At 64.6% G+C, this 26,584-nt stretch carries 26 protein-coding genes and 2 tRNA genes; 19 read left to right on the forward strand and 9 right to left on the reverse strand.

Annotated features, from left to right (window positions below):
• Positions 1–147: 147 nt before the first annotated feature.
• From BLW40_RS10350 to BLW40_RS10375, 5 genes are all read left to right on the forward strand, one after another.
• Positions 148–435: an HU family DNA-binding protein gene (locus tag BLW40_RS10350; RefSeq protein WP_074768238.1), complete on the forward strand. Its 288-nt coding sequence runs from the start codon at positions 148–150 to the stop codon at positions 433–435.
• A 41-nt stretch (positions 436–476) separates the two neighbouring features.
• Positions 477–552: transfer RNA gene (locus tag BLW40_RS10355), tRNA-Val, on the forward strand.
• 834 nt (positions 553–1,386) lie between these two features.
• Positions 1,387–1,617: a Rha family transcriptional regulator gene (locus BLW40_RS10365; RefSeq protein ID WP_074768242.1), complete on the forward strand. Its 231-nt coding sequence runs from the start codon at positions 1,387–1,389 to the stop codon at positions 1,615–1,617.
• A 71-nt stretch (positions 1,618–1,688) separates the two neighbouring features.
• Complete coding sequence (locus BLW40_RS10370) at positions 1,689–2,417, forward strand: hypothetical protein (RefSeq protein WP_139305559.1); 729 nt, start codon at positions 1,689–1,691, stop codon at positions 2,415–2,417.
• Positions 2,418–2,688: 271 nt separating this feature from the next.
• Positions 2,689–2,913, forward strand: coding sequence for a hypothetical protein (locus BLW40_RS10375; protein WP_139305560.1), 225 nt, complete (start codon positions 2,689–2,691; stop codon positions 2,911–2,913).
• A gap of 93 nt (positions 2,914–3,006) precedes the next feature.
• On the opposite strand, the gene BLW40_RS10380 is transcribed toward BLW40_RS10375, so the two are convergent.
• Together BLW40_RS10380 and BLW40_RS10385 are read right to left on the reverse strand one after the other, a co-directional pair.
• A tRNA-Ser gene (locus tag BLW40_RS10380) sits at positions 3,007–3,099 on the reverse strand.
• A gap of 108 nt (positions 3,100–3,207) precedes the next feature.
• Positions 3,208–3,453 carry a hypothetical protein gene (locus BLW40_RS10385; RefSeq protein WP_074768248.1) on the reverse strand — a complete coding sequence of 82 codons (246 nt, stop codon included), beginning with the start codon at positions 3,451–3,453 and terminating at the stop codon, positions 3,208–3,210.
• Between the two features lie 144 nt (positions 3,454–3,597).
• On the opposite strand from BLW40_RS10385, the gene BLW40_RS10390 reads away from it, so the two are divergent.
• From BLW40_RS10390 to BLW40_RS10420, 7 genes are all read left to right on the forward strand, one after another.
• Entirely contained in the window at positions 3,598–5,118 is a 1,521-nt protein-coding gene (locus tag BLW40_RS10390) for a bifunctional metallophosphatase/5'-nucleotidase (RefSeq protein WP_074768250.1), read from the forward strand.
• A gap of 28 nt (positions 5,119–5,146) precedes the next feature.
• Positions 5,147–6,010 carry a diaminopimelate epimerase gene (gene dapF / locus BLW40_RS10395; protein ID WP_074768252.1) on the forward strand — a complete coding sequence of 288 codons (864 nt, stop codon included), beginning with the start codon at positions 5,147–5,149 and terminating at the stop codon, positions 6,008–6,010.
• Complete coding sequence (mtaB, locus tag BLW40_RS10400; protein ID WP_074768254.1) at positions 6,007–7,263, forward strand: tRNA (N(6)-L-threonylcarbamoyladenosine(37)-C(2))-methylthiotransferase MtaB; 1,257 nt, start codon at positions 6,007–6,009, stop codon at positions 7,261–7,263. The genes dapF and mtaB overlap by 4 nt, the downstream gene beginning before the upstream one ends.
• Positions 7,263–8,933 carry a signal recognition particle-docking protein FtsY gene (gene ftsY, locus BLW40_RS18160; RefSeq protein ID WP_425283708.1) on the forward strand — a complete coding sequence of 557 codons (1,671 nt, stop codon included), beginning with the start codon at positions 7,263–7,265 and terminating at the stop codon, positions 8,931–8,933. The genes mtaB and ftsY overlap by 1 nt, the downstream gene beginning before the upstream one ends.
• 160 nt (positions 8,934–9,093) lie before the next feature.
• Positions 9,094–10,773, forward strand: coding sequence for an energy-dependent translational throttle protein EttA (gene ettA, locus BLW40_RS10410; RefSeq protein WP_074768256.1), 1,680 nt, complete (start codon positions 9,094–9,096; stop codon positions 10,771–10,773).
• Positions 10,774–10,798: 25 nt separating this feature from the next.
• Positions 10,799–12,043, forward strand: coding sequence for a nucleoside recognition domain-containing protein (locus tag BLW40_RS10415; protein ID WP_074768258.1), 1,245 nt, complete (start codon positions 10,799–10,801; stop codon positions 12,041–12,043).
• Positions 12,044–12,196: 153 nt separating this feature from the next.
• Positions 12,197–13,879 carry a methyl-accepting chemotaxis protein gene (locus BLW40_RS10420; protein WP_074768260.1) on the forward strand — a complete coding sequence of 561 codons (1,683 nt, stop codon included), beginning with the start codon at positions 12,197–12,199 and terminating at the stop codon, positions 13,877–13,879.
• An 89-nt stretch (positions 13,880–13,968) separates the two neighbouring features.
• Here BLW40_RS10420 and gatB read toward each other — a convergent pair whose 3' ends face one another.
• Genes gatB through BLW40_RS10440 form a run of 4 tightly spaced genes read right to left on the reverse strand, consistent with a single transcriptional unit; the run spans position 13,969 to position 18,017 of the window.
• Positions 13,969–15,426, reverse strand: a complete 1,458-nt coding sequence (gene gatB / locus BLW40_RS10425) for an Asp-tRNA(Asn)/Glu-tRNA(Gln) amidotransferase subunit GatB (protein ID WP_074768262.1) — start codon at positions 15,424–15,426, stop codon at positions 13,969–13,971.
• Positions 15,426–16,898 carry an Asp-tRNA(Asn)/Glu-tRNA(Gln) amidotransferase subunit GatA gene (gatA, locus tag BLW40_RS10430; protein WP_074768264.1) on the reverse strand — a complete coding sequence of 491 codons (1,473 nt, stop codon included), beginning with the start codon at positions 16,896–16,898 and terminating at the stop codon, positions 15,426–15,428. Before gatA ends, gatB begins: the two co-directional genes overlap by 1 nt.
• On the reverse strand, positions 16,895–17,182 hold the full coding sequence (gene gatC, locus BLW40_RS10435; RefSeq protein ID WP_074768266.1) for an Asp-tRNA(Asn)/Glu-tRNA(Gln) amidotransferase subunit GatC: 288 nt from the start codon (positions 17,180–17,182) through the stop codon (positions 16,895–16,897). Before gatC ends, gatA begins: the two co-directional genes overlap by 4 nt.
• A gap of 40 nt (positions 17,183–17,222) precedes the next feature.
• Positions 17,223–18,017 carry a hypothetical protein gene (locus tag BLW40_RS10440; protein WP_074768268.1) on the reverse strand — a complete coding sequence of 265 codons (795 nt, stop codon included), beginning with the start codon at positions 18,015–18,017 and terminating at the stop codon, positions 17,223–17,225.
• Between the two features lie 97 nt (positions 18,018–18,114).
• On the opposite strand from BLW40_RS10440, the gene BLW40_RS10445 reads away from it, so the two are divergent.
• The 7 genes from BLW40_RS10445 to BLW40_RS10475 all read left to right on the forward strand — a co-directional run bounded on the left by BLW40_RS10445 (position 18,115) and on the right by BLW40_RS10475 (position 24,535).
• Positions 18,115–18,846, forward strand: coding sequence for a ribonuclease T2 family protein (locus tag BLW40_RS10445; protein WP_074768270.1), 732 nt, complete (start codon positions 18,115–18,117; stop codon positions 18,844–18,846).
• A gap of 94 nt (positions 18,847–18,940) precedes the next feature.
• On the forward strand, positions 18,941–19,780 hold the full coding sequence (gene murI, locus BLW40_RS10450) for a glutamate racemase (RefSeq protein WP_074768272.1): 840 nt from the start codon (positions 18,941–18,943) through the stop codon (positions 19,778–19,780).
• Between the two features lie 130 nt (positions 19,781–19,910).
• Positions 19,911–20,462 carry a SiaB family protein kinase gene (locus tag BLW40_RS10455; protein WP_074768274.1) on the forward strand — a complete coding sequence of 184 codons (552 nt, stop codon included), beginning with the start codon at positions 19,911–19,913 and terminating at the stop codon, positions 20,460–20,462.
• A 1-nt stretch (position 20,463) separates the two neighbouring features.
• Complete coding sequence (locus BLW40_RS10460) at positions 20,464–20,862, forward strand: DUF1987 domain-containing protein (RefSeq protein ID WP_074768276.1); 399 nt, start codon at positions 20,464–20,466, stop codon at positions 20,860–20,862.
• 3 nt (positions 20,863–20,865) lie between these two features.
• The gene (locus BLW40_RS10465) at positions 20,866–21,879 is read left to right on the forward strand and encodes a sensor histidine kinase (RefSeq protein WP_074768278.1); all 1,014 of its coding nucleotides are present in this window, start codon (positions 20,866–20,868) and stop codon (positions 21,877–21,879) included.
• 40 nt (positions 21,880–21,919) lie between these two features.
• Complete coding sequence (locus BLW40_RS10470; protein ID WP_074768280.1) at positions 21,920–23,326, forward strand: sensor domain-containing diguanylate cyclase; 1,407 nt, start codon at positions 21,920–21,922, stop codon at positions 23,324–23,326.
• Between the two features lie 93 nt (positions 23,327–23,419).
• A complete protein-coding gene (locus BLW40_RS10475) occupies positions 23,420–24,535 on the forward strand; it encodes a tetratricopeptide repeat protein (protein WP_074768282.1) in 1,116 nt (371 codons plus the stop codon).
• A 73-nt stretch (positions 24,536–24,608) separates the two neighbouring features.
• Here BLW40_RS10475 and BLW40_RS10480 read toward each other — a convergent pair whose 3' ends face one another.
• From BLW40_RS10480 to BLW40_RS10490, 3 genes are all read right to left on the reverse strand, one after another.
• Entirely contained in the window at positions 24,609–25,184 is a 576-nt protein-coding gene (locus BLW40_RS10480; RefSeq protein WP_074768284.1) for a hypothetical protein, read from the reverse strand.
• Positions 25,185–25,198: 14 nt separating this feature from the next.
• Positions 25,199–25,744, reverse strand: coding sequence for a hypothetical protein (locus tag BLW40_RS10485; RefSeq protein WP_139305561.1), 546 nt, complete (start codon positions 25,742–25,744; stop codon positions 25,199–25,201).
• Positions 25,745–25,954: 210 nt separating this feature from the next.
• A partial coding sequence (locus BLW40_RS10490) for a Rossmann-like domain-containing protein (RefSeq protein ID WP_244511132.1) occupies positions 25,955–26,584 on the reverse strand: 630 nt, incomplete at its 5' end.

The following is a 26,584-nucleotide window of genomic DNA, read 5'->3' on the forward strand; positions in this document are numbered from 1 at the left end:
CCCGTCAATCCTGACGGACGGGAGACAGATCGTGTCGTCTTGGGCTCATCATTGCTGCATTGCCGGTTGACGCTCTCAAAGAGCGTGACTTACACTGCGTCATCCTGACCGTAAGGCGGCCGGCATGGCCGTTTTTTCTGTAAATTCATGGGGGCAACCTTGTCGAACAAGAACGATCTGGTGGCGGCCGTGGCCGACTCGACCGGCCTGTCCAAGACCGAAGCGGCCACCGCCGTCGATGCCGTTTTTCAGGCGATCTCCAATGCTCTGAAGGAAGGCGACGAAGTCCGGCTGGTTGGCTTCGGAACTTTTGCGGTCACCGACCGCGCCGCGTCGGAGGGGCGTAACCCCCGCACCGGCGAAAAGATTGCAATCCCGGCCTCGAAGCTGCCGAAGTTCAAGGCGGGCAAGGGACTGAAGGACGCGATCCAGTAAGCCCCTCTTACCGTTTCGCCGGTCCCCAGGGACCGGCTCTCGGGCGGTTAGCTCAGCTGGAAGAGCATCTCGTTTACACCGAGAGGGTCGGCGGTTCGAACCCGTCACCGCCCACCATTCCCAGGAGCCCGGTCAGATTCAAGACCGAATTGATCAGCGCCCCGAAGGGCTGTATTGATCGTCCCTGGTGAAGTGGCGTTTTTTGTTTTGGACGCCACATCGGTTTCGGCGTGCCATCACCCCGGACAAGTCCGGTTGTATTGCGCCACAACCATCTCCACGCTAACCTTGACAGGACGGAGCCGCAGCCCCACCGTCTATCCAGACTATCTGGCCAGGATGCGGATGATGGCAGAATCGCGTTGGTCTCTTCAATGGGCTGGCGACCGACCATCTCTTGTTCAAATTCAAAGCGTTATGTCGCCTTGAATGGGGATATTGAGCCCATTGTCACCGAAATTCCGAAAAGTCCTTGAACCGGTAGGTCAGGCCGATCATCACCGCTTGGGTACCTTGAACTACTATGCAGTCGTTGAGACGCATCGTCACTTAGGCGATATGACTGCCGCCACGAGGCGGCCTCCCTCGATGCGCACCCTACAAATCCGCACCCTCACTGGGTTCGCAGTCACCAGCTTGCGGCGGAATCGCTCTCCGGCGGTCGGCTCGATCAACAGCCATGCGGCATGAACGGCGCGGTCTTCACCCTGTACCGTCAAGGGAACTTGGTCGCGAAGGACGACGAAGCCCAAACCCAGCTTGACGCCATCGAAGCGAAGCGGCTGGTGCGAATCGCGGAATGGGAAGACGACAGGCGGGTTCGTCGCGAGGTGCTGCGGTCCGATGGGGAGATCCCGCTCACGCGCCAAGGCCTCTGTCTGGGGGGGGGGACGCGGGGTCGCTGACCTTCACCTGGACGCCTTCGCCAGATCATGTCCGGCGGAGGTTCTGATGCTGCGACGCATCAAGGTGGCCTACATCCAGGAGTTCAACCGGATGGAGGAGGCGCTGAAGAACCAGGCCCCGGCTCCGGCGCTACCCGACTTCAGCAACCCCGCCGTCGCGGCCCGTGCCTGGGCCGAGGAATACGAGCAGCGGGTCGCCGCCGAGGAGCAGAAGAAGCTCCTGGCCGTGAAGGTCGAGGAGATGCAGCCCGCCTGGGTGTTTTCTCGGGCAGGTTAGCTCCCTTGTGGATTGCATTATTTCGGACTGCGTGACAATATTACGTATCAATGTCAAAAAGGCCACGGCCTATGGCGCTTGCTTTCGTCGAGTTACTAAAGTACATCGGGCTGGTTAGTCTTCCATTTACCATTTATTTTGCTTGGCTTAAAATTGGGTATAAGGTTGCTGCGAGTTATTCATGGAGGTTTAACCGCCTGACTGCATCAGGAATTGGTAGCGTCACGCTAGTCAACATGAAAGATCGTGCGGTTCCAATCTTCAGTATGCACGCAGTCATGAATGGAATCGTTTTTGATCTTCGGCAGTTTGACCCACCAATGATCCTCAAGCCATTTGAGGCGACTACGGTTGAGGCGGATGTGATCTCCGAGTGGCGGGTGAACAAGGAAAAATACAATCTGCGCCCTCCAATCGAATCGAGGGAAGAAGTCGAAATATATGTTTGCACTCACAAAAAAGATATAAAATGCATACGTGGAGGCCTACCCTCAGCCATCGGCTTTGCCTTGAGGAAGAAGCTCCATTTTGCATCTCCAATTAAGAACAGCTTCAATGGGGTTGTCTACAATGACAACGCCATTTTCGCGATTACATACATCATGGATGGACAGCAAAAGACAGCCCTAATTGATAAACAAGGGTTTATCAACTGGGATATATTACCAAATTTCCTCCGAGAGATAGACATAATTAACAAGGACTCTGTAACAAATGCGATCTCTTCATCTGACCTGCCCCCCATAATTGGAGGGTTTTGTGTCGATGACCTGCGAGATCACGATAGACCCTGCCAGTAGAGGATCATTGATGAACTTCTCCCGTCTACCTTCGATAGAAGAATCATAATTCTCGTTTGTTTATGATTGGAAATTAAAAATTCCATGTATCGTAAATCCGATACATCATGCGAATTTGACGCCACTATTATATGCCATGTATGAGGACTCCCCCCCCCCCCAACCAAACAGAGGGAGACACCCGTTGTTCACTGCTGATGATGTTTCGATGATTGACCGCTGCGCTTCGGCTCTCATTCCCACCGTCTGGGATGGCGTCAGAAGGTGCCCCGTGAGTGCTGAAAACGCGGACGGAAAGCCGTTCGATCAGTTCCTGATCACCTCCACCGGGGGCGATGTCTTCTCGGTCTGGCGGGAAGAGGATGGGAGCATGGGTGTCGAACACCCCGATGGCCACAGCCAGAAGGTCCGTTCCCTGGCTGAGGCGTTGGAGCCCTGGGCGGAACTGGTCGAGGCCCTGGAGAGCTACCGGGAGCGAACCAAGGTCGCCGCCTAGCCGGTCAAAGCGTGTGTGTAACGTGTGTGTGAAGCCGATTTACGGCTTCTCTGAATCCGTTGAAAAACAACAAATTATGGGTTGATGTGTGGGTGGCGGAGGGAGAGGGATTCGAACCCTCGATACGGCTCAACACCGTATACACACTTTCCAGGCGTGCGCCTTCAACCGCTCGGCCACCCCTCCTTATGCTGCGGCGGGGGCAAGCCCCTCGGGCCGCAGCGAGGGGGGGAAGCTACACGAGGGGACGGGGCGGCGCAACCCCCTTAACGCAGCTTGTGAAACAAGTTGTTCTTAAGGGCGTTTCGGTTCTTTCAACAGCGTCTCGGCCAGATGATCGAGGCGGGCCGGGTCGAGTTCGGACAGGCGCATATTCATGATCGCGTCGAGTTCGCCGGGGGCAACGCCCTTCTTCGCGGCAGTCATCGGATCGAGGCCGCGGAGCAGACGGGTCAGGCCGTTGACCTTGGTGATCCGGCGCGCCGCCGCCAGCGCATCGTAAAGGCCGGGGCCGCCTTCGGCCCATTCGTCGCTGTTCATCTCCGCCCCCTTTGGCTTGCGGCGGTCAGGATAGCGGGTGGTGAAAGCGAAGTCTCGGGGGAAGTACCCGGCCTCTTCCGTTGGCAGCCTCTTCGCGTCACACTGGCGTTCGAACTTGGGCAAACGAGATGGAGCGCCGTGACGATGCGTGCGAAGGTGGGGCTGGGGCTGGGGCTGGCCTGTCTGCTGTGGAGTTGGAGTGCCGCCGCCGAGCAGGTGCGGCTGACCTTTCTCCACGTCAACGACATCTATGAATACCATCCCTCCAACGGCATCGGCGGGTTGGCCGAATTATCGACCCTGCTTAAGCGGCGCAGCACCGAGACTCCCAACCCGCTATTCACCTTCGGCGGCGATCTGATCTCGCCCTCGCTCGCCTCGAATATGACCAAGGGCGCGCATCTGATCGCCCTGTTCAATATCCTCGCCCCCGTCGCGGCGGTGCCGGGTAACCACGAATTCGATTTCGGCCCCGCCGTCTTTGCCGAGCGGATCGGCGAATCCCGCTTTCCCTGGATCGGCTCGAACGTGCTGGGGGCCGACGGGGCGCCCTTTGGCGGCATGGTGGCCAGCACGATCGTCGAGAAGGGGGGAGTCAAGATCGGCTTTCTTGGCATCCTGACTGCCCGTACCGGCGACTTGTCGCTGACCGATGGCGTTGTCTTTACCAACGAGACCGAAACGGCGCGGGCCACCGCCCGTCACTTGCGCGCCAAGGGCGCCGAGATCGTGGTGGCGTTAACCCACCTCGATATCGAGCAGGATCGCGCCTTGGCCCTGGCGGTACCCGAGATCGACCTGATCCTCGGCGGACACGATCACGATCCGATCGCGATCAAGGAAAGCGGCGCGCTGGTGCTGAAGGCCGGTCAGGACGCCCAATGGCTGGGTGAGGTCGAGATGATGGTCGATCGCCCCGATTCCGGCCAGAGCGGAAAGACCACGGTTACCCCGCTGGGCTGGCGCTTTGAGTCGGTGCGCGACGTTCCGCCCGATCCGGCGCTGTCTCCGGTGATCGCCGCGACCGACGCGTTGTTGAGCGAGGCACTCGACCAGCCTCTGGCGGTGCTGGAGCAACCGCTCGACAGCCGAACCGGAATCGTCCGTGGCGGCGAGGCGGCGATCGGCAATCTGTTCGCCGACGCGCTGCGGGCTCATTTCGGTGCCGATGCCGCCCTGATCAATGGCGGCGGGCTGCGCGGCAACCGGCTCTATCCGGCCGGGATTCGTTTCAGCAAACGTGACGTTCTGACCGAGATGCCGTTCGGCAATGCGGTGATGCTGCTGGCGGTCAGCGGCGCACAGCTTCGCGCGGCTCTGGAGTACGGTCTGACCGGACTCGACAGCAAGGCCGGGCGGTTCCCCCAGGTGTCGGGGCTGGCGCTCCGCTATGACCCGACCAGCCCGGCCGGGCAGCGGATTGTCACGGTCACAATCGGCGGCGCACCGCTTCAAGACGACAAGACGTACCGCCTTGCCACCTCGGACTATCTCGGCCATGGCGGCGACGGCTATGCCGGATTGAAGCAGGCCCGGGTGATCGTCGATTCGAGCGGCGGGCCACTGCTGACCAACGTCGTCGGCGATTATCTCGCCGCCAATCCCCACGTTGCACCCCGGATCGAGGGACGCCTGACCGCGGTGCGCCGAGGGGATGGACTTTAACCACTTCGGCCACATATAACCGGGCATCATGTCAGACATCGCCGCCCTGCCCTTCCGCAAGATGCACGGCCTCGGGAACGATTTCGTCGTTCTTGACGGCCGGGCCGATTCTCGCGCCCTTGCCCTCGATCCGTCGCGGATTCGGGCCATCGCCGACCGCCGCGCCGGAATCGGCTGCGACCAATTGATCGTCGTCGCGCCGCCCACCGACCGCTCCGCCGACGTCCGGATGTTGATCTTCAACGCCGACGGGTCCGAGGTCGCCGCCTGCGGCAACGCCACCCGCTGCGTCGCCTGGCTGGCGATGGCCGAAAGCGGCCAGAACAGCGTGGTGATCGAGACCCGCGCCGGTTTGCTCGACGCCGAATCGCGTGGCCCGTCCCTGGTCGCGGTCGATATGGGACCGGCCCGGCTCGACTGGCGCGAAATCCCGCTTGCCCAGGCGGAAGACACTCTTCACCTCGGCATCAGCGCCGGTCCGCTGGCCGATCCGGTCGCGGTCAGCATGGGCAACCCCCACGCCGTGTTCTTTGTCGAGGATGCCGATTCGGTCGATCTGGAAGCGCTCGGTCCGGGGCTGGAACATCACCCGATCTTCCCCGAGCGGTCCAATATCGAGGTGGCGACGATCCTGCCCGCCACCGAACCCGGTCGCGGCCGGATTCGGATGCGGGTGTGGGAACGCGGTGCCGGAATCACCCCCGCCTGCGGCACCGGCGCTTGCGCCACCCTGGTCGCGGCAGCGCGGCGCGGCCTGACCCCGCGTCGGGCCGAGCTGATCCTGGATGGCGGCTCGCTCGAAATCGAGTGGCTACCCGACGACCATGTTCTGATGACCGGCCCGGTAGCCAGCAGCTTCACCGGCCTTCTGGACGTCTCCCTGCTTTCATGAGCGCCAAGCCCCCCACCATTCTCACCTTCGGCTGTCGGCTGAACGCCTATGAATCCGAAGTGATGCGAGAGCACGCCCGCGCCATCGACAGCGGGGTCGAGACGATCATCATCAACACCTGCGCCGTCACCGCCGAGGCCGAGCGCCAAGCCCGGCAGGCGATCCGCAAGGCCCGGCGCGAGAACCCGCAAGCGCGGATCGTGGTGACCGGTTGCGCCGCCCAGGCTCATCCCGAGCTTTATGGCGAGATGGCCGAGATCGACCAGATTCTGGGCAATGCCGAGAAGCTGAAGCCGGAAATCTTCGCCGAGCCGCCGTCCGAGCGGATCGTCGTCGGCGACATCATGAAACTGCGCGAGGTCGCCTCGCATCTGGTGTCGGGGTTCGAGGGACGGGCGCGGGCCTTTGTCGAGGTCCAACAGGGCTGCGACCATCGCTGCACCTTCTGCATCATTCCGTTCGGACGCGGCCCCAACCGCTCGGTTCCGGTCGAGCGGGTGATCGCCCAGGCGCGCGAACTGGTCGCCGCCGGAACCCCTGAACTGGTGCTGACCGGGGTCGATGTCACCGCCTATGGTGCCGATCTGCCCGGACGTCCGCCGCTGGGTACGCTGGTGCGGCACTTGCTGGCGGCGGTGCCCGATCTGCCCCGGCTGCGGCTGTCCTCGCTCGACCCGGTCGAGGTCGATGACGATCTGATCGAGGCGTTCGCGAGCGAGCCCCGGCTGCTGCCTCATGCCCATCTGTCGGTCCAGGCGGGCGACGACATTGTGTTGAAGCGGATGGCCCGGCGTCATCGCCGCGCCGATATTGTCGCCCTGGCGGCGCGGCTGCGCGCGGTTCGCCCCGGCATCGTGCTGGGTGCCGACCTGATCGCCGGTTTCCCCGGTGAAGACGAGACGATGGCGGCGGCCTCGCTGGCGCTGATCGACGATATCGGGCTGACCCATCTTCACGTCTTCCCGTTCTCGCCCCGCCCCGGCACCCCGGCGGCAACGATGAAGCGGGTGGCCGGGCCGGTGGTCAAGGCCCGCGCCGCCGCCTTGCGTCAAAAGGGCGAGGCGGCGATGGAGGCACTGTTGCGCTCGCGGGTCGGGGCCGAAGCCACAATCGTGATCGAACGCGACGGCAAAGGTCATTGCGAGTATTATCTGCCGGTTCGCGTGGGGGGGACGACCGCCGCACCGGGAGCCGTCCTGCGGACACGAATCATCGGAGTGGAAGGCGGCGTCCTCGACGCCGAGGAAGTGTGATGAGCAAGAGGATTACCGACAGCCACCCGGCGGGGGGCCGGTGGCGTGGATTTGTGGCCGCCCTGTTGCTGCTGGCGCTGCCGGGAGCCGCGCTGGCGCAGGAGGCCGCGACGGCTGCCGCCGCGCCGGGTCGTCTGGCCCAGGTGTGGACCGATCTCGCCTCGCTGGCCGAGCCGGGCCGGATTGACCCGCTGTCGCTGGGCTTGGGCGTGGTGCTGGCACTGCTGGCGATGGTGCTCCAGGTGGTTGCGACCCGGCGGATGCTGGGCCGCGCCCTGTCCGAACTGACCCGGCTCGGCGACAGCACCGAACGCCTGCTAAAGGGCGTTTTGGCCGAACCCGATGGCATCCAGGCCTGGATCGGCGAGCGCGAGGTCCGCTCACGCGGCCTGACCGCCCTGCTGGACCTGTCCGATGCCGCCCTGCCCGGCTTTGCCGCCGTGCTGGCCCGGTTGACGCCGCAGGATTCCGCTCGTCTCGATCTCGCGGTGCGCCGGTTGCGCGGCGAAGGTCAGCCGTTCGAGATGGAACTGTCCCTGCGCGACGGCGGGCGTCGCATCCGGGTTGCCGGTCTGTGCCCCAGCCGGAGCGAAGCCCGCGTGCCGGTCGCTCTGCTGCTGCTAAACGATCTGACTCCGGACCTGACCGCCGAGACCGCGCCGACCGCATCGGCAACAGCGGCGGTGGACGTGCTTCGTCCCGAACTGCTCGACGAGTTGTTGGCGGTTCCCGCTCAGCCCGTCCCGGCCGAAGCCGATGGCTGGTTCGGCCGGATGAAGGCCGGTCTGGCCAAATCCTCGTCCCGCCTGACCCAGGGCTTGGGCGACCTGTTCACCAAGCGCAAGCTTGACGACGAGGCGCTGGAAGACCTCGAAGACCTGCTGATCACCGCCGATCTGGGCGTCAACACCGCCGCCAAGGTCACCGGCCTGCTGTCGAAAACCCGTCTGGGCCAGGACATCACCGCCGACGAGATCAAGACCATCCTCGCCGACGAGATCACCCGCATCCTCGAACCGGTGGCCAAGCCGCTGGAGATCGACCCGGCGCGCAAGCCGCATGTGGTGCTGGTGGTCGGCGTCAACGGCGCGGGCAAGACCACCACGATCGGCAAGCTGGCGATGCAGCACAAGCAGGCGGGCCGCACCGTGACGCTGGCCGCTGGCGACACCTTCCGCGCCGCCGCCGTCGAGCAATTGAAGGTGTGGGGCGAGCGGACCGGCTGCCCGGTGATCGCCCGCGACACCGGGGCCGATCCGGCCGCACTGGCCTTCGACGCGGTGACCCAGTCGCGCCAGCAGGGCGACGATCTGCTGTTCATCGACACCGCCGGACGCCTTCAGAACAAAACCGACCTGATGGCCGAATTGGGCAAGGTGGTGCGTTCGATCAAGAAAGTCGATGAGACCGCGCCGCATTCGGTGCTGCTGGTGCTGGATTCGACCGTCGGCCAGAACGCCCATTCCCAGGTCGAGACCTTCGGCGAGATGGTCAACGTCACCGGTCTGGTTCTGACCAAGCTGGATGGCACCGCCCGTGGCGGCGTCCTGGTCGCCCTGGCCGAGAAGTTCGGTCTGCCGGTCCACGCCATCGGCGTCGGCGAACAGGCCGCCGATCTGCGGCCGTTCGAGGCGCGTGCCTTCGCCAACTCGCTGGTCGGACTGGACTGATCCCGACCGATCTCTACTGGCCCGTGACCGGCGATTGAGGGCCGTCTAAAATCAAGCAGGGCAATCGCCACAGGCGATTGCCCTGCTTGACGGGGCGGTCCGGCTTGTCTACTGACTGTTTCCCAAACCCGATGTCCCTGTCCTCGACCGGAGAGCGCCGATGGCCGCCTATCAGTACGTCTATGTAATGAAGAACCTGACCAAGGCCTATCCGGGCGGCAAGGAGATCATGAAGGGGCTTTACCTGAGCTTCCTGCCCGGCGCCAAGATCGGCGTGCTGGGTGCGAACGGCGCGGGTAAGTCGACCCTGCTGAAGATCATGGCCGGGATCGACAAGGAATATGGCGGCGAAGCCTGGGCCGCCGACGGTGTCAAGATCGGCTATCTGGCCCAGGAGCCGCAGCTCGACCCTGCCAAGGACGTGATGGGCAACGTGATGGAAGCCGTCGCGGAAACCAAGGCGCTGCTCGACCGCTTCGACGAGGTGTCGGCCCGCTTCGCCGAGGAACTGACCGACGACGAGATGAACGCCCTGATCGCCGAACAGGGCGAGCTTCAGGAAAAAATCGACCATCTCAACGCCTGGGATCTTCAGCGCACGATCGAAATTGCGATGGACGCGCTGCGCTGCCCGCCCGGCGATGCCGACGTCACCACCCTGTCGGGCGGCGAGCGTCGCCGCGTCGCGTTGTGCCGCCTGCTGATGTCGCATCCCGACATGCTGCTGCTCGACGAACCGACCAACCATTTGGACGCCGAATCGGTGGCGTGGCTGGAACGCTACCTCGAGGATTATTCCGGAACCGTGGTGATCGTCACCCACGATCGTTACTTCCTCGACAACGTCACCGGCTGGATTCTCGAACTCGAACGCGGCCACGGCATTCCCTACGAGGGCAATTACACCGGCTGGCTCGAGCAGAAGGAAAAGCGGCTCCAGCAGGAAGAGCGCGAGGAAAGCGCCCGCCAGCGCTCGATCCGCGACGAATTGGAATGGGTCCGCGCCAGCCCGAAGGCCCGCCAGACCAAGAGCAAGGCCCGCATCACCGCCTTCGAGGATCTCGTCGCCAAGTCGCAGGAAAAGGCCACCGGCGCAGCGCAGATCTCGATTCCCCCCGGCCCGCGTCTGGGCGGCAAGGTGATCGAGGTCGAGGGCGTCTCGAAGGGCTTCGGCGACCGGCTGCTCTATGAAAACCTGTCCTTCCGTCTGCCGCCGGGCGGCATTGTCGGCGTCATCGGCCCCAACGGTGCCGGTAAGACCACCCTGTTTCGGATGATCACCGGCCAGGAACAGCCCGATGTCGGCACCTTCACCGTCGGCGACACCGTCGTGCTGGGCTATGTCGATCAGAGCCGCGATTCGCTCGACCCGGAAAAGACGGTGTTCGAGGAAATCTCCGACGGCCAGGAAGAAATCGACGTCGGTCGGCGCAAGATCAACGCCCGCGCCTATGCCGGTCTGTTCAACTTCCGTGGTCCCGACCAGCAGAAGAAAGTCGGCGTGCTGTCGGGCGGTGAGCGCAACCGCGTTCACCTCGCCAAGATGCTGTCGCGTCCGGCCAACGTCATCCTGCTCGACGAACCGACCAACGATCTCGACGTCGAGACGTTGTCGGCCCTCGAAGACGCCTTGGCCGAATTCCCCGGCTGCGCGGTGGTGATCAGCCACGATCGCTGGTTCCTCGACCGCATCGCCACCCACATCCTGGCCTTCGAAGGCGATTCCCAGGTCGTCTTCTTCGAAGGCAATTACCAGGATTACGAGGCCGACCGTCATCGCCGCCTTGGCACCGAGGCCGATCAGCCGCACCGGCTGAAGTACAAGCCGCTGACCCGCTAGCCCGAACCGAGGAAGACGGACCGCCATGAACGCCGTCTTCCTCGTCCTCGTCGCCGCTTCGTTCGCTGCCGCCGCCTGGACCGAAGTGAGCGGACCCGGCGGCGCGATGGAAGCGCTGTCGGCCGCGATCGTCGAACAGGCCGCAGCCTCGGTCCCGCTCGCCTTCGGGCTGATCGGGATCATGGCGCTGTTCCTCGGCCTGATGAAGGTGGCCGAGGCCGCTGGCCTGCTCGATTCGGTCGCCCGCCTGCTCCGCCCCCTGCTGACCCGGTTGTTTCCCGAAATCCCGGCCGATCACCCAGCGATGGGGGCGATGGTGATGAACATCGCCGCCAACCTGCTGGGGCTTGGCAATGCCGCGACGCCGTTCGGCATCCGGGCGATGGAGCATCTGGAGCGGCTGAACCCCCACCCCGGCACCGCCAGCAACGCCCAGGTGCTGTTCCTCGCCATCAACACCGCCGGACTCACCTTGTTACCGACCAAGGTGATCGCGTTGCGCGCCTCGACCGGCGCGGCCGATCCGGCGGCAGTGGTCGGGCCGACCCTGGCCGCCACCCTGGTCGCCCTCGTCGTCGCCGTGCTGGCCGCGCGCGGGCTGCAACGCGTCTCGCCCGCCCCCGTTCCGCTGCCGTCGCTGCCCCGGCGCGATCCCGCCCCGCCCCTGTCGTGGCCGAGCGTGGTCGCCGTCGTGGTCCTGCTGGCGCTGGTGCCGCTGTTGCTGGCCTATGGCACGTTGATCGGACCGTGGCTGCTGCCCGGTTTGGTCGCCGGGATCCTGCTCTATGGCGCGGCGAAGCGGGTCGCGGTCTATGAAACCTTCGTCGCCGGAGCCCGCGCCGGATTCGGCGTCGCGGTCAAGATCATCCCCTATCTGGTCGCGATCCTGATGGCGGTCGGGATGATCCGCGCCTCGGGCGTGCTGGCCGCGATCCTGGAGCCGCTGGGTCGCCTCACCGCGCCGCTCGGCCTGCCCGCCGAGGCGTTGATGATGGCGGCAATGCGGACCTTGTCGGGATCGGGCTCCTATGGCCTGCTCGCCGCCCAGATGAAAGACCCGGCGATCGGGCCCGACGGTTATCTCGGGATCCTGCTCGGCACCTTGTATGGCTCGACTGAAACCACATTTTATGTGTTGGCAGTCTATTTCGGCGCGGTCGGCATTCGGCGCATTCGTCACGCCCTGGTTGTCGGCCTCCTGGCCGATTTGTCCGCTTTGATTGCTGCCCTTCTAGTGTGCAGTTGGTTGTCCACGCCAATAGCGCAATAACCACCCCCGCTATTCAATCAAACATGATTGATATTAATTGACGAATACAGACTAAATCCCACTCCATCCTGTTTTTTTCTTCGCCGTTTCGGTCCGGCAGGCTAAATATGCATCTTTAGCGGAGCCTACGAAACAACAGCCTGGGGAGCCGACATGTCGTTGACCATCAGAGGCAAGCTGTTCGTTCTCGGTGCGGCGGTGAGCGTGGCCCTGGCCGGAATCTCCGGCGGATGGTGGCTCGCCTTCAACACCCTCAAGGTCAACGGGCCGATCTATGCCCAGGTCGTCCAGGCCAAGGATCTCGTCGCCGACATCCTGCCGCCGCCGGAATACATCATCGAATCCTACCTGACCACCGCCACCGCGCTGGACGAGACACCGTCCGGCATCGCCGCCGCGCGTGACAGCTTTGCCCGCCTGCGCCGCGATTACGACGACCGCCACGCCGTCTGGGCCGCGGCCGGTCTGGAGGGCAAGATCGCCGACGATCTGCTGAAGCGGTCTTATCTCCCCGCCCAACGCTTCTTCGTAACGGCAGAATCCGTGTTCTTCCCCGCGCTGGAACAGGGCGACCGCGCCGCCGCGCTGGCCAGTTTCGCCGACCTGACCGCGCTGTATCGCGAGCATCGCGCCGCGATCGACGATGTCGTCGTCGCCGCCAACGCGATGGGCAAGGCCACCGAGGAAAAAGCCGCCGCCACCGAATCCTCGGTCAAACTGGCGGTGATCGCCGTAACTGTCATTCTGGCCGGGCTGGCGCTGGTCCTGATTGCCCTGGTGGCGCGCTCGATCAGCGGGCAGATCGCCAGCACCGTCGCGACGATGAGGCGGCTGTCCGACGGCGATACCGGCATCGAGGTGCCGGGAGCCAACCGCACCGACGAGTTCGGCGCCATCGCCCGCGCCCTGGTCGTCTTCAAGGACAATATCATCGCCAACGCCCGGATGGAGGCCGAGGCCAAGGAAACCGCCCGGCTTCAGAGCGCCCGCCGCAGTGCCGACATGCACGCGACGGCCGCTTCGTTCGAGGCCACCGTCAACGCCAAGGTCGCCGAGGTCAGCGGCGCCTCGGATGCCATTTGCGCCATCGCCGAAAAGATGGTCAACCGCTCGGAACATAGCGGCAGCAACTCGCTGGCGGTGGGCGAAGCGGCCAGAGTCACCAACCAACGTGCCGCCCTGGCCGCCGAGGCGACCCGCCAACTCGCGCTGGCCGTCAACGAGATCGCCACCCAGGTCGCCCATTCCAGCGAAATCTCGGCCCAGGCGGTTGCCAGCGTCGATTCCACCGCGCAACGGATGACCGGATTGGCTCAATCGGTTCAGTCGATTGGCGAGGTGGTCAAGCTGATCAGCGATATCGCGGCGCAAACCAATCTGCTCGCCTTGAACGCCACCATCGAGGCGGCCCGCGCCGGAGAGGCGGGAAAGGGCTTTGCCGTTGTCGCGGGCGAGGTCAAGCATCTCGCCAACCAGACCGCCAAGGCGACCGAGGACATCTCGCGTCAGGTCGCCGAAATCCAGGCTTCGACCCTCGATATGGGCCACAGTATCGAAGGGGTGGTGGGTGTCATCCGCACCCTGGACGAAGTGTCGGCGGCGATTGCCAGCGCGGTGCAGCAGCAGGAAGCCTCGACCCGCGAAATCTCGGGCAATATCGACGAAGTCGCCCGTCAGGCCGCAACCGTCTCGAAAAGCGTCGGCGCTTTGTCGAAATCCTCGGCCCTCGCCTGTGCCGGAACCGTCCGGGTGATCTGGAGCGCCGACAGCCTGACCGAAGCGGTCGAGCACCTGACCAGCGAAGCCGAAGCCTTCCTCGCCAGCGTCCGCGCCTGAGCAGGCCTGCGAACGTGGCCGTAGCGGTGTGGGGCATCGCCCCACACCCCGACCGGGGCTATCCGCCCCCTTCTTAAAGGCTTCACGCCTTAGCCCTGCACCTTCTTGGCCAGCAATTCGTTGACCAGGGCCGGGTTGGCCTTGCCCTGGGTCGCCTTCATCACCTGACCGACGAACCAGCCGAGCAGCGTGGTCTTGCCGTCTCTGACCTGCTGCACCTTGTCCGGATTGGCGGCGATCACGGCATCAATGGCGGCTTCGATCGCGCCGGTATCGGTGACCTGTTTCAGACCACGCTCTTCGACCAGCACGCCCGGAGCCTTGCCGGTTTCGACCATCAGGGCGAAGACGTCCTTGGCCAGACGGCCGGACAGGGTGCCGTCGGTGATCAGGTCGATCATCGCCCCCAGATTGGCGGCGGTGACCGGCGGCTCCTCGATCGTCTTGCCACTGGCATTGAGGGCGGCGAAGAAGTCGCCCATCACCCAGTTGCAGGCGAGCTTGGGGTCGCGGCCCTTGGCCACCGTCTCGAAGAACTCGGCCGAAATCTTTTCCGCGACGAGAACCCCGGCATCATAGGCGTTGAGGCCGTATTCGGCCATGAAGCGCGCCTTCTTCTCGTCGGGCAGTTCGGGCAGCCCCGCCTTGATCTCATCGACGAACGCCTGCTCGATCACCAGCGGCAGCAGGTCGGGATCGGGGAAATAGCGGTAATCGTGGGCATGTTCCTTCGACCGCATCGAGCGGGTCTCGACCCGGCCGGAATCGAACAGGCGGGTTTCCTGACGAATCTCGCCACCGGATTCATAGACCTCGACGTGACGGCGCGCCTCGTACTCGATCGCCTGCTGGACGAAGCGGATCGAGTTGACGTTTTTGATCTCGCAGCGGGTGCGCAATTCGGTCGAACCGACCGGACGGACGCTGACATTGGCGTCGCAGCGCATGCTGCCTTCCTGCATGTTGCCGTCGCAGGTGCCGAGATAGCGCAGGATCGAGCGCAGCTTGGTCAGATACAGACCCGCCTCTTCCGGCGAGCGCAGATCGGGCTTCGACACGATCTCCATCAGCGCGACGCCGGAGCGGTTGAGGTCGATGAACGACTTGGTCGGGTGCATGTCGTGGATCGACTTGCCCGCGTCCTGCTCCAGATGCAGCCGTTCGATCCCAACGGTGCGGGTCGAGCCGTCAGCCAGATCGAGGATCAGTTCGCCCTCGCCGACAATCGGCTTGTCGTACTGGCTGATCTGATAGCCCTGAGGCAGATCGGCATAGAAGTAGTTCTTGCGGGCGAACACGCTGGTCAGGTTGATCTTCGCCTTCAGCCCCAGTCCGGTGCGGACCGCTTGGCTGACACAGACTGCATTGATCACCGGCAACATGCCGGGAAAGCCGGCATCGACGAAGCTGACCTGCGAATTCGGTTCGGCGCCAAAGGTGGTGGCGGCACCGGAAAACAGTTTGGCGTTCGAAATCACCTGGGCATGGACTTCCAGCCCGATGACGATCTCCCACGTGCCGGTTTCGCCCTCAATCAGGTAAGCCATCACACGCCCTCCGGCGACACGTCGAATCCGGCGGCGGATTCCATCACCCCGGCGACCTTGAACACGGTTTCCTCGTCGAACGGACGACCGATCAGTTGCAGCCCCAGCGGCAGCCCGTCGGACGACAGACCGGCTGGCAGCGACAGGCCCGGCAGACCGGCCAGCGAGGTCGGGATGGTGAACACGTCGTTCAGCCACATCGTCACCGGATCGTCGGTATTCTCGTCCAGGCCAAAGGCCGGGCTGGGCGCGGTCGGAGTCAGGATCACATCGACGGTCTCGAACGCCTTGCGGAAATCCTCGGCGATCAGACGACGGACCTTCTGCGCCTTGGCGTAATAGGCGTCGTAATACCCGGCCGACAGCACATAGGTTCCGATCAGGATGCGGCGGCGCACCTCGGGACCGAACCCGGCGGCACGCGACTTCGCATACATCTCGTCCAGGCTCTTGCCCGGCACCCGCTGGCCAAAGCGCAGACCGTCATAACGGGCCAGATTCGACGAGGCCTCGGCCGGAGCGACGATGTAATAGGTCGGCAGCGCGTATTTGGTGTGGGGCAGATTGATCTCGACCGGCTCGGCCCCGGCCTCTTTCAGCCAGGCGATACCCTTCTCCCACACCTCGGAAATCTCGGCGGACAGACCGTCGGGACGGTATTCGCGCGGAATGCCGACCTTCAGCCCGCGAATGTCGCCGGTCAGCGCCGCTTCGAAATCCGGCACCTTCAGATTGACCGAAGTCGAATCCTTGGGATCGAACCCGGCCATCGCGCCCAGCATAATCGCGCAATCACGCACGGTGCGGGCCATCGGCCCAGCCTGATCGAGCGAACTGGCGAAGGCGACGATGCCGTATCGGGAACAGCGGCCATAGGTCGGCTTGATCCCGGTGATGCCGCAGAAGGCGGCGGGCTGACGGATCGAGCCACCGGTATCGGTGCCGGTCGCGCCCAGCACCATCCGCGCCGCGACGGCGGCAGCCGAGCCGCCCGACGAACCGCCGGGAACCAGCTTGGCGGCAGGATCGGAGCGACGGGTCCACGGATTGATCGCCGGGCCGAACGCGCTGGTCTTGTTCGACGAGCCCATCGCGAATTCGTCGAGATTGAGCTTGCCGAGCGAAATCGCCCCGGCCGTCTTCAGATTGCCGGAAACGGTCGATTCATAAGGCGGGACGAAGCCGTCGAGAATCTTGCTGGCGGCGGTGGTGCGGACACCCTCGGTGCAGAACAGATCCTTGATTCCGATCGGCAACCCCTCCATCGCCCCGGCGGTACCCTGGCGGCGGCGGGCGTCGGACGCCTCGGCCTCGGCCAGCGCCCGCTCGGGCGTTTCGGTGATGAAGGCGTTCAGGTGACGCTTGGCCTCGACCTGGGCAATATGGGCACGGGTCAGTTCGACGGCGCTGGTCTCGCCCTTGACCAGACGGTCGCGGGCCTGGGCCAGGGTCAGATGGGTCAGCTCGCTCATTCCACCACCTTCGGAACGGTGAAAAAGCCCTCGGCGGCTTCGGGGGCGTTGGCCAGAATCTGTTCGGCGATATCGCCATCGGTGACCAGATCGGCACGCATCGGCAGGCTGAGATCGGCAACCGAACTCATTGGCTCGATCCCGTCGGTATTCACTTCCGACAGATGCTCGACGAAATTCAAGATATTGGAAAGCTCACCGGCGAGAGGAGCAAGCTCCTCCTCGCCAAGCTCGATACGAGCCAGGGTGGCGATGGCACGAACGGCGGATATGTCCAGGGACATGGGCCTTGACGACTCCGGAAGGGCGGGCGGAGCCGGGACGTTAGCACCCGCACCCGACTGGCGCAACCGGGCAACCGGCCAAATGGGTCAGGAAAGCGCCGATCCGGGCGTGAGGGGGCGCCCCAAAAGCGCGACGAAAGGCAAGGTCGTCGCGCGGCGACAGGGTTTCCAGCGGATCGAACCAGGCGTGAAAGATCAACGCGAATTCCTGCTCGCCAAAGGTAATCGGCTCGGCAGTCGAGTCGTGATCAATCGTGTAAAAGGCGTTCGAGGCGACGCTGACGGTGTTCTGACGGTGCAGCATCAGCTTGATGAACCAATCCTTGCGGACGTCGAACCGCTTGAACAATTCGGCCACCTGCAACAGCACCCGCCATTCGACCAGCCGCACCTCGGGATCGTCGAAGAACGCCTCCCAGTTAAACGACGTCCCCAATTCCTCGCGCAACGTCGCCAGGACGTCGCGGCAGCGGACGGCATTGGCCTCGGCCTCCTCCCCCAACACCATCAGCAGGAACGAAAACAGGTTCCCGATCACGGCGCGGTCCAACGCCCCTGAATCGAACAGCGGATCGAGCGGATGGATCATCAGACGGCCAAAGGCGTTGGTGCGGCGCTGATCGATGTCCTCGGCGCCGACGATCCCGGCGATCTCGGCAAAGGAGCGACGGTAGAAATCGTCGAACGCCGCCGATTCCTTCAGCCCGGCGACGATTTCCTCCAGCAAACCGACCGACAGGGGGCGACCGGCAGCGGCGCGCTCCGCCGCCTGGACCAGGGCATCGAGCACGTCGTTGGTGATCTTGCGCAGATAGGCCGGGCCTTGGTCCCCCATTGGGGTTTTCTCCTCACCTGACGGATGCAGTATAAAATCCCGCCCCATCGATTTCCACTCGCCAAGCTTTTCATGAAGGGCAGCCGGAGGAACAGCAATGAATCGGATTATCCACTTCGTCTTATCCCGCCGGGGGCTGTCCGTGGTGCTGCTGGCGGCGCTGCTGGCACTGCCGTCTGGAGCCGGGGCCGAGGGTCAATCCTGCCGCCCGGCCCGGGGCAGCACCGGACAGTTCGATTATTATCTGCTCAGCCTGTCCTGGTCTCCCGCCTTCTGCGCCACCCCGGCCGGAGCGAAGCACCCCGACCAGTGCGGCACCGCCGCACCCGCCCGGGGCTTCGTCGTCCACGGATTGTGGCCGCAATACCTCCCCGGTTCGGCGGCGGCGACGGCGCAGGGCGGCGGCGCGTTGTGGCCGCAATGCTGCGGCGGGGCCGAGCCGTTCCGCCCCGACGCGGTACCGCCGCAATTGGATGGGGTGATGATCGGAACCGATCTGCGCCGCCACGAATGGAGCAAGCACGGGACGTGCGCCACGCCTCGCAGCGGCGAGTATTTCGCCAAGATCGTCGCGGCGGTCGGGACAGTCGGCACCGCGAGCGATCTGCGCCCGACCGCGCCCAGCAAAATCCGGGTCGGCGAGCTCAAGCAGCATTTCCCGGTGCCGTCCCAAGCGATCTTTCCGACCTGCAAGGGCAAAACCTTAAGCGAGGTGCGGGTCTGCCTCGACCGTTCGCTGGCACCGATCCCCTGCCCCGATTCGGCCCGCCGCTCGGACAATTGTCCCGGCACCGTCATTCTGCCGGTCGGGCCGGAGGCGCAACCCTGACGCCCCAAGGAAGCAGTAGCGCGGCGGCCCTGCGGCGGAGTAAACGCTGTGGGCACCGCTTACGCCGTCGCAGAAATCAGGACTCCCCCCGCCGATGATGTCCCCGCCCCCGGTCGCCGACCCGGCATCCCTTCCCGTTGGTATTTTCGATTCCGGCGTCGGCGGGCTGACCGTCGCGGCGGCGATCCGCCAGCGGATGCCGGGCGAGCGGCTGCTCTATATCGGCGATCTCGCCCGCCAGCCCTATGGCACCAAATCGCCGCAGACGGTGGTGCGCTATGCCCTGAAGGCGGCTGAGTTCCTGGTCGGTCGCGGGATCAAGGCGCTGGTCGTCGCCTGCAACACCGCCTCGGCGGTGGCGCTGGAACCGATCGCGGCGCGCTTTCCCGGCCTGCCGGTGATCGGCGTCGTCGAGGCCGGAGCCGCCGGGGCCGCGCTGGCGTCGGCTCATGGCCGGATCGTCGTCGCCGCCACCGAGGGAACCTGCCGCTCCGGCGCCTATGAACGGGCGATCGCGCGCCGACGCAAGGGCGCGCATGTGATCTGTACCCCCTGCCCCCTGTTCGTCGCCCTGGCCGAGGAAGGTCTGACCGACGGTCCGATCGTCGAGTCGGTCGCCCGTCACTATCTCGGCCCTCTGCTCGATCCCGCCGCGCAAACCGATTGTCTGGTGCTGGGCTGCACCCATTTCCCGCTGCTGGGCCGGGCGTTGGGACGGCTGGCCGGGCCGGGTGTGCGGCTGGTCGATTGCGCCGAGGCCACCGCCGGATTGCTGGAAGAGGCGCTGTCGTCCGGACTTGCCGCCCCGTCGGGGGCAGAGGGCGGGCTGAGCCTGATCGCCACCGACGCCCCCGACCGCTTCGCCCGGATCGCCGCGGTGCTGTTTCCGGCGATGGGGGGGATTCCTCCGGTTAAATTGGCCGATTTGTTCTGACGGGACACGGTTCGGTCCACCGACAAAATTGACGAACGCCTTGAGCGGTTCGGTCGCGAATGCTACCAATATCAGACCGGGCGGAAATATCGTCACCCCGGCCCAGCGCAGCCTTCGAGCGAGAATCATCATGCTTGCGAAATATTACCGCGCATTCAAAGAGGATCTCGACCAACGCGGCATCATATTTTCGTTCTCGGGCTACCTGTCGGAAGGAATACTTTACTCTTTAGGCGAAGCTCTCCGCCAGAAAATGACTCTGGAGGAGACCGACATCGGGACGGTCAAGAAAGTCTTTTCGGTGTTCGTCGAGCAATCCCAGAACATCATCCGCTATTCCGCCGAAAAACTTGCCAGCGACAGCGGACAACCGATCGAACTGTCCTCGGGGATGGTGACGATCGGTAGCGAGGCCAACCGTTTCTTCATCGTCTGCGGCAACATCGTCCTGGCCGACGACGAACCCCGGCTGCGCGAGCGGCTGGAGCGGTTGCAGGGGATGGATAAGGATCAGATCAAGGCCTATTACAAGGAGCAACTGCGCGAGGCTCCGGACGAGCGCAGCCGGGGTGCCACCATCGGCCTGATCGAGATCGCTCGTCGCGCCTCCGATCCGATCGAGTTCGATTTCGACCGTATCGATCCGAACTCGTTCTTTTTTTGCATGAAGGTATCGATCTGAGATGGTTTCTGACTCCCTCAAGATCGCCGCGACCGAGCGTTCGCCCGAGATCGAGTTCGATTTCGGGCAAGGGACGCTCCGGTTCCGCGGCGAATCTTACCCCGAGGATGCCTCGGCGGTGTTCGGGCCGGTGTTCGTCGCGCTCGACCGCTTTCTGGCTGAAGCGGGCGGCCGGAACGTCCTGGCCGAGTTCGATCTGGCGTATTTCAACAGCTCGAGCGCCAAGGCGCTGATGAACATTTTCCAGCGGCTGGACGGGGCCGCCGCGGCCGGAACCCCGGTTTCGGTCCGCTGGCTGCACGCCCCCGACGACGACACGATGCGGGAGTTCGGCGAGGATTTTCAGGAAGACCTTGAACACGTCGTCTTCACCCTGGTCGCCGCCGAGCCGACGGACTGACCGATGTCGTTCGATCTGTTCGACGCTGAAGAAAAAGTTCTCGAACAATCGGATTCCCTGCGCGGACGGCTGACCGACGCCCCGGAAGAGGTCCGCAAGGGCGTCGATCTCCTGATCGAGGCGTTCGGCCGCAGCGTGCGCGAGCAACGGCGGCTGGTGAAGGTCAGCGACCGGCTCCAGGCCCAATTATCCAGTCTCAATCACGAACTGGCCCGCCGCCGCGCCGAGGCGGAACAGGCGCTGTCCGACCTCAAGGCGGCACAGGAATCGCTGGTCCAGGCGGAAAAGCTGGCCTCGCTCGGTGCCCTGGTCGGCGGTGTCGCCCACGAGATCAACACCCCGGTCGGAATCGCGCTCAGTTGCGCCTCGCATCTGGCCGATTCCACCGCCCAGATGCGCCGTCTGTACGAGGCCGACGATATCGGGGCCGACGAGTTCGACCGCTATATGGCGACGGTTACCGACGGATCGGACTTGATTCTGTCGAATTGCCGCCGGGCCGCCGCGCTGATCGGCAGCTTCAAGCAGGTCGCGGTTGACCGCACATCGGCCGAGCGGCGGCGCTTCGATCTTGGCGCGACCTTGAACGAGACAATGGCCAGCCTGGGACCGAATCTGCGGCAGGCCGGACACGAGGTGACGATCGAGTGTCCCTCCGGCCTCGTGATGGACAGCCATCCCGGTGCGCTGTCGCAGGTGCTGGGCAATTTCGTGATGAACAGTCTGGTTCACGCCTTCGAACCGGATCAGCCCGGCCGGATCACCATTCGGGTCGATCAGCCCCAGCCCGATCAGGTCCGGATTGTCTATGCCGATTCCGGCAAGGGCATCCCGGCGCAGAATCGAGGCCGCATCTTCGATCCGTTTTTCACCACAAGGCGGGGCAGCGGCGGAACCGGGCTTGGTCTGCACATCGTCTACAATCTGGTGACCGGGCCGTTGGCCGGAACGATCGTCCTCGAATCCTCCACCCTCGGCACCGCCTTCGTCCTCACCCTGCCGGTATCGGTTCCATGAGACTCCCGCTGCCGCCGATTCACCTGGAGCCGCCCTGCCGATGACACTGCCGCCATCTTCCGACGACCGGGACGGCAAGGGCAAATCCGAGGGAAAGCGTCTGCTGCTGCGCCGCACCCCCGCCCGTTCCGCCGAGACCGAACGCGCCTTGCCGCCCTGGCCGGTGCTGGTGGTCGATGACGAAGCCGACATCCACACGATGACGCGGGTGCTGCTGCGCGATTTCACCTTCCAGGACCGCGCCTTCGAGGTGATCAGCGCTTTTTCCGCCGCCGAGGCGCGGGGAATACTGGCCGACCGTACCGACATCCCGGTGATGCTGCTCGACGTGGTGATGGAGACCCCGAACGCCGGTCTCGATCTGGTCCGCCATGTCCGCGAGGATTTGTCCAACCACCGCATGGCGATCGTGCTGAGGACCGGCCAGCCGGGCGAGGCCCCCGAGCACGACGTGATGCTGGCCTATGACATCAACGATTACCGCAACAAGACCGACCTGACGGCGCAGCGCCTGTTCACCGCCCTGGTCGGCGGGCTGCGCTCATGGATCAGCATTTCCACCATCGAGACCCTCAACCAGACCCTCGAACAGCGGGTGATCGAACGCACCAGCGCCCTGAATGCCGCGTTGCGCTTTTCGGAAAGCCTAGTCGAGCAATTGCCGATCCCGGTCTGGGTCGAGGATCGCTCGGGTCGGTTGACCCATCACAACCGGGCCTTCCGCGACCTGTTTGGGATCGGAGCCTCGGCGGGCAGCGGGCTTCACGCCGCCGACCTGTTGCCGGAAACGCCGGATTCCATCCCGTTCGAAACCGCGCTCGATACCGGCGAGCAGCGGCGCGACGTCATCATCGGCCGCTCTCGGCTCGACCACCCCAGTTCCGAGGGCGGCCGGGTCGGCACCATCACCGACATTACCGAACGCAAGGAGATGGAACGCCGCCTGCGCGAGCTGGCGACGACCGACGACCTGACCGGTGCCCTGAACCGCCGCGCCTTTTTCGCCGCGATCACCCAGGAAGCCGAACGCGCCGGGCGCTATGGCGGCCAGATGTCGCTGGTGATGATCGACCTCGACCATTTCAAGCAGGTCAACGACCGTTTCGGCCATGCCGCCGGTGACCGGGCGCTGAAGCTGGCGGCCCAGGCGATGCGGACCGGATTGCGCGATATCGACGTGTTGGGCCGGTTGGGCGGGGAGGAATTCGCCATTCTGCTGCCGCAGACGCCACTTGCCGGTGCGCTCGACGTGGCCGAGCGGCTGCGCGCGGCGATCGCCCAGATCGCGATCCCGGTCGATCCCGCCCCAACGACGATCGGACTAACCGCCAGCCTGGGCGTCGCCGACCGTCAGGGCAACGAATCCGGGCCGGATCGGATCTTGTTGCGCGCCGACGCCGCGCTTTACCGGGCCAAGGACGAAGGACGCAATCGGGTTGTCTCCTAGCCATACGATTTTCGCGGCCAAGCTCCGATTGCCATCCACCCCGGGAAGTGGAATCATGCGCCCCCGTTCCAAGACAATGGAAAGTCGCCCTTCATGAGGATCGCCGCCTTCGCCGCCGCGTTGATCGCCTTCACGCTTCCCACGGTGGCGTCGGCCGAAACCGGCAAGACTCCCGCCGCCGCCGACAGCGGACGCGGCGGGCTCGCCGTTGCCGCCTCGCGCGGTGATGCCGACGCGCAATATCAGTTGGGTCTCGCCGCCCGCAAGGGCCGCTCCGCCGACGCCAAGAAAACCGCTTTTTCCTGGTTCAGCCTCGCCGCCGCCAATGGCAGCGCCCCCGCCGCGATCGAGGCGGCCAAGGCGCTCGAAACCGGTGCGGGCCTCCCCAAGAATCTGGAACAGGCCGGGCAATGGTGGTATCGCGCCGCTCAATTGGGTGACGCGGCGGCGCGCAAGCGCTGGACCGAGCTGTTCATCTCGGGCCAGATCGCCTCGGCTGGCGGCATCGACGGCGCGGGCTGGATTGCCGAACAGGCATCGCATGGCAACAAGAAAGCCGCGATCGCCTTGGCCGAAGCCTATGAACGCGGCCATGGCGTCGCCCCCTCGCTCTCCGAGGCGGAGAAATGGTATCGCCTCGCCGCGCTGATTCATTCCGATGTCGAGGCTCGCTTCCGCCTGGGACGGATGCTGCTGTCCCGACCCGCCGCTTGGCGCATCCCCGAGACCGAGGAATGGTCGCCCAAGGACAAGGATCGCGGCAACAAGCCGTTTGGCGCGGTGTGGATGAGCGCAAAGCCGACCGAGGATGCGGATAAGGCGGTGCTGCTGCGTCCCGGCATCGAGGACGGGGCCTACTGGCTGACTCTTGCCGCCAACGAAGGCCACGCCGAGGCGCAATACCTGCTGGGCAAATCCCTGGCCGAGGGCTTCGAGTTAAAGATGGATCTGGCCGCCGCGATCGGCTGGCTGCGGGCGGCCTCGGCCCAGAATCACCCCGCCGCGACGATGCTGATCGCGGACCTGACCGCGAAGGGACAGGGGTTCTCCGCCAAGGATCCGATCCGCGCCTATGCGCTGTACGACCTTGCCGCAGCACTCGGCCAGCCCGGTGCCGCCGTCGCCCGCGACAGCCTGGGCCGCGGCATGGGCGGACGTCAGTTGGCCCGCGCCCGTCAACTGGCTCAAGACCTGCGCGAATACCGCTAGATTTAGCCCGGACGCCGGAACAAAAGGACCGGGAGGCCCACAAAGCCTCCCGGTCCTTTTTCTTTCCTTGCCGCTACGGCTGCGACGGCGGCGGCGCGTAAGTCGGCGGCGCGGCCTGCGGCTGCGGCGCGTAGGTCGGCGGCACCGCGTAATACACCGTCGGCGGCGGCGCATAGACCACCGGGGGCTGCTGCGGATAGACCACCACCGGCTGGACCACGGTCTGGACCGGCTGGGCGATCTGATTGCCCTTGGCGTACATGCACTGGGTATAGGCGTTGTCGTATTGCTGCTGAATGCTGCCCTGGCCACGCTGGGAGTTGCTGGCACCAACAGCGGTACCGACGACGCCGCCACCGGCCGCGCCGATCGCCGCTCCCTGCCCGCCACCGACCGCAGCCCCCAGACCGGCCCCCAGCGCGCCACCGATCAGCGCCGCGCCGATCGCGCGGGTATTGGCGTTTTCAGCCTGACCGCCGACTTGATCGGCAGCGTATTGCTTGCATTCCGCCTGTTCCATCCGGAACACCTCGAACGGCTTGTTGGCGGCGGGCAGGACTTGCACCTTGGGACCGAGCGGAGTGGACGAACATCCCGACAGGGCAATCAGGGCGGACATCGTAAGAACCACCGACTTCGTTGGACGCATTCTTGGCCTCCTGGTCACTTCTGCTGGGCGGGAACGGGCCGGAATTGCGAGGCGCAACTCGGCACATAGGGGTAATAGCCAGCCGGATTATCGCAATAATACCAGACCTGCTGCTGCTGTTGCGGCGGCGGCGGCGGCGCGGGAACCGGAGCCGGCTGAACCAATACGGTGGGCGGCGGCTGGACCACCACGGGCGGTTGCTGGACCACCACCGGCGGCGGCTGTTGGATAACGACCGGCGGCGGCTGCGGAACATAGCCGGGCGGCGCGGCCGGGACCGCATATTCCGAAACGATCATCGGATAGGGATAGACCGGCGCGTCGTAATAATACCAGGCACCGCCGGTGACCCACCACCAACCGCGACGGCCGAAATGCGCCCCATGCCGCCACTCGCCGCCACGCCACATCTCGTGGTGGCGATGGTCGAAGCGTCGAACGTCATGGTCGCGGAAGGGCGGGCGCCAATGCTCTTGCGCCGAAGCGGGGCGAACCGGCGCGATCGTTACCACCGCAACGCAGACGCCGCACAGCAGGAGTTTCATCAGAGATCGTGTCATGGCCGGAATCCTCGGGCTTATCTCTCGAGTATCGCACCGGCAGGTATCAGCAGGACAACCGATCCATCGCGGCTTCGTAACAGAATGTGTCTGCGGAAAAGCTTTCACCGTTCATCTCCTGTCGGGACAGATATCTAGAGCGTCTCCGACGGGATTCAACGGCAAATCGGTCAGCGAGGCCGGACATGGCGAGAAAAAGATCGGCAAACGTCAGCGACCGTTCAATCGGCACGGCCGGGCCGGGGCCGCATCCTCGCGGCGCAGATGGAGATATTGGCCAAAGCGGCCGAATTCGCGCGGAAGAGCCCCGGCGCGGATCGCCTCGCCCAAGCCTTTGGGATCGCGGATCACCAGACCGCCCAGGATTTCGACTCCATAGGCGTGCAGCCGGGGGGTCAGCGGCGTCACCGGCCCGACCAAGGCGATCCGCGAGCCTTGAGCCAGCCGCAGGATGCGGGGCAGGTTGCGGTTGACCAGGGTAGAGGAGGCAACCACCGCCGCCGCGCAGCCGGGCAACAAGGTATCCATCGCGATGGTGGGATATTCGCCGGGGCGGGGATCGTTTTCGATCACCTGGGGATTGGGCAGCATTTCGGACAGGCCGGGAAAGGCCCCGACCACCACCACCCGCCCGGCTTCGCGCCCGAACGCCTGGGCTCCGTTGCCCATCTCGCCTTGCAGATCGAAGCGGTTGTAATGGGCGTTGATCGCGGCGACCCCCAGCGCCATTTCGAGCGGATCCCACGAGCCAGAAAACTCAGCCAGCTGCTTCAGGCTCATCTTGCGAAATTCGGGCAGACGGCCGATCAGATCGCGGGCATTGCGGGGCAGATAGGCCAG

Origin of the sequence: Magnetospirillum fulvum, from assembly GCF_900108475.1 — a bacterium.
GTDB lineage: Bacteria > Pseudomonadota > Alphaproteobacteria > Rhodospirillales > Magnetospirillaceae > Phaeospirillum > Phaeospirillum fulvum_A.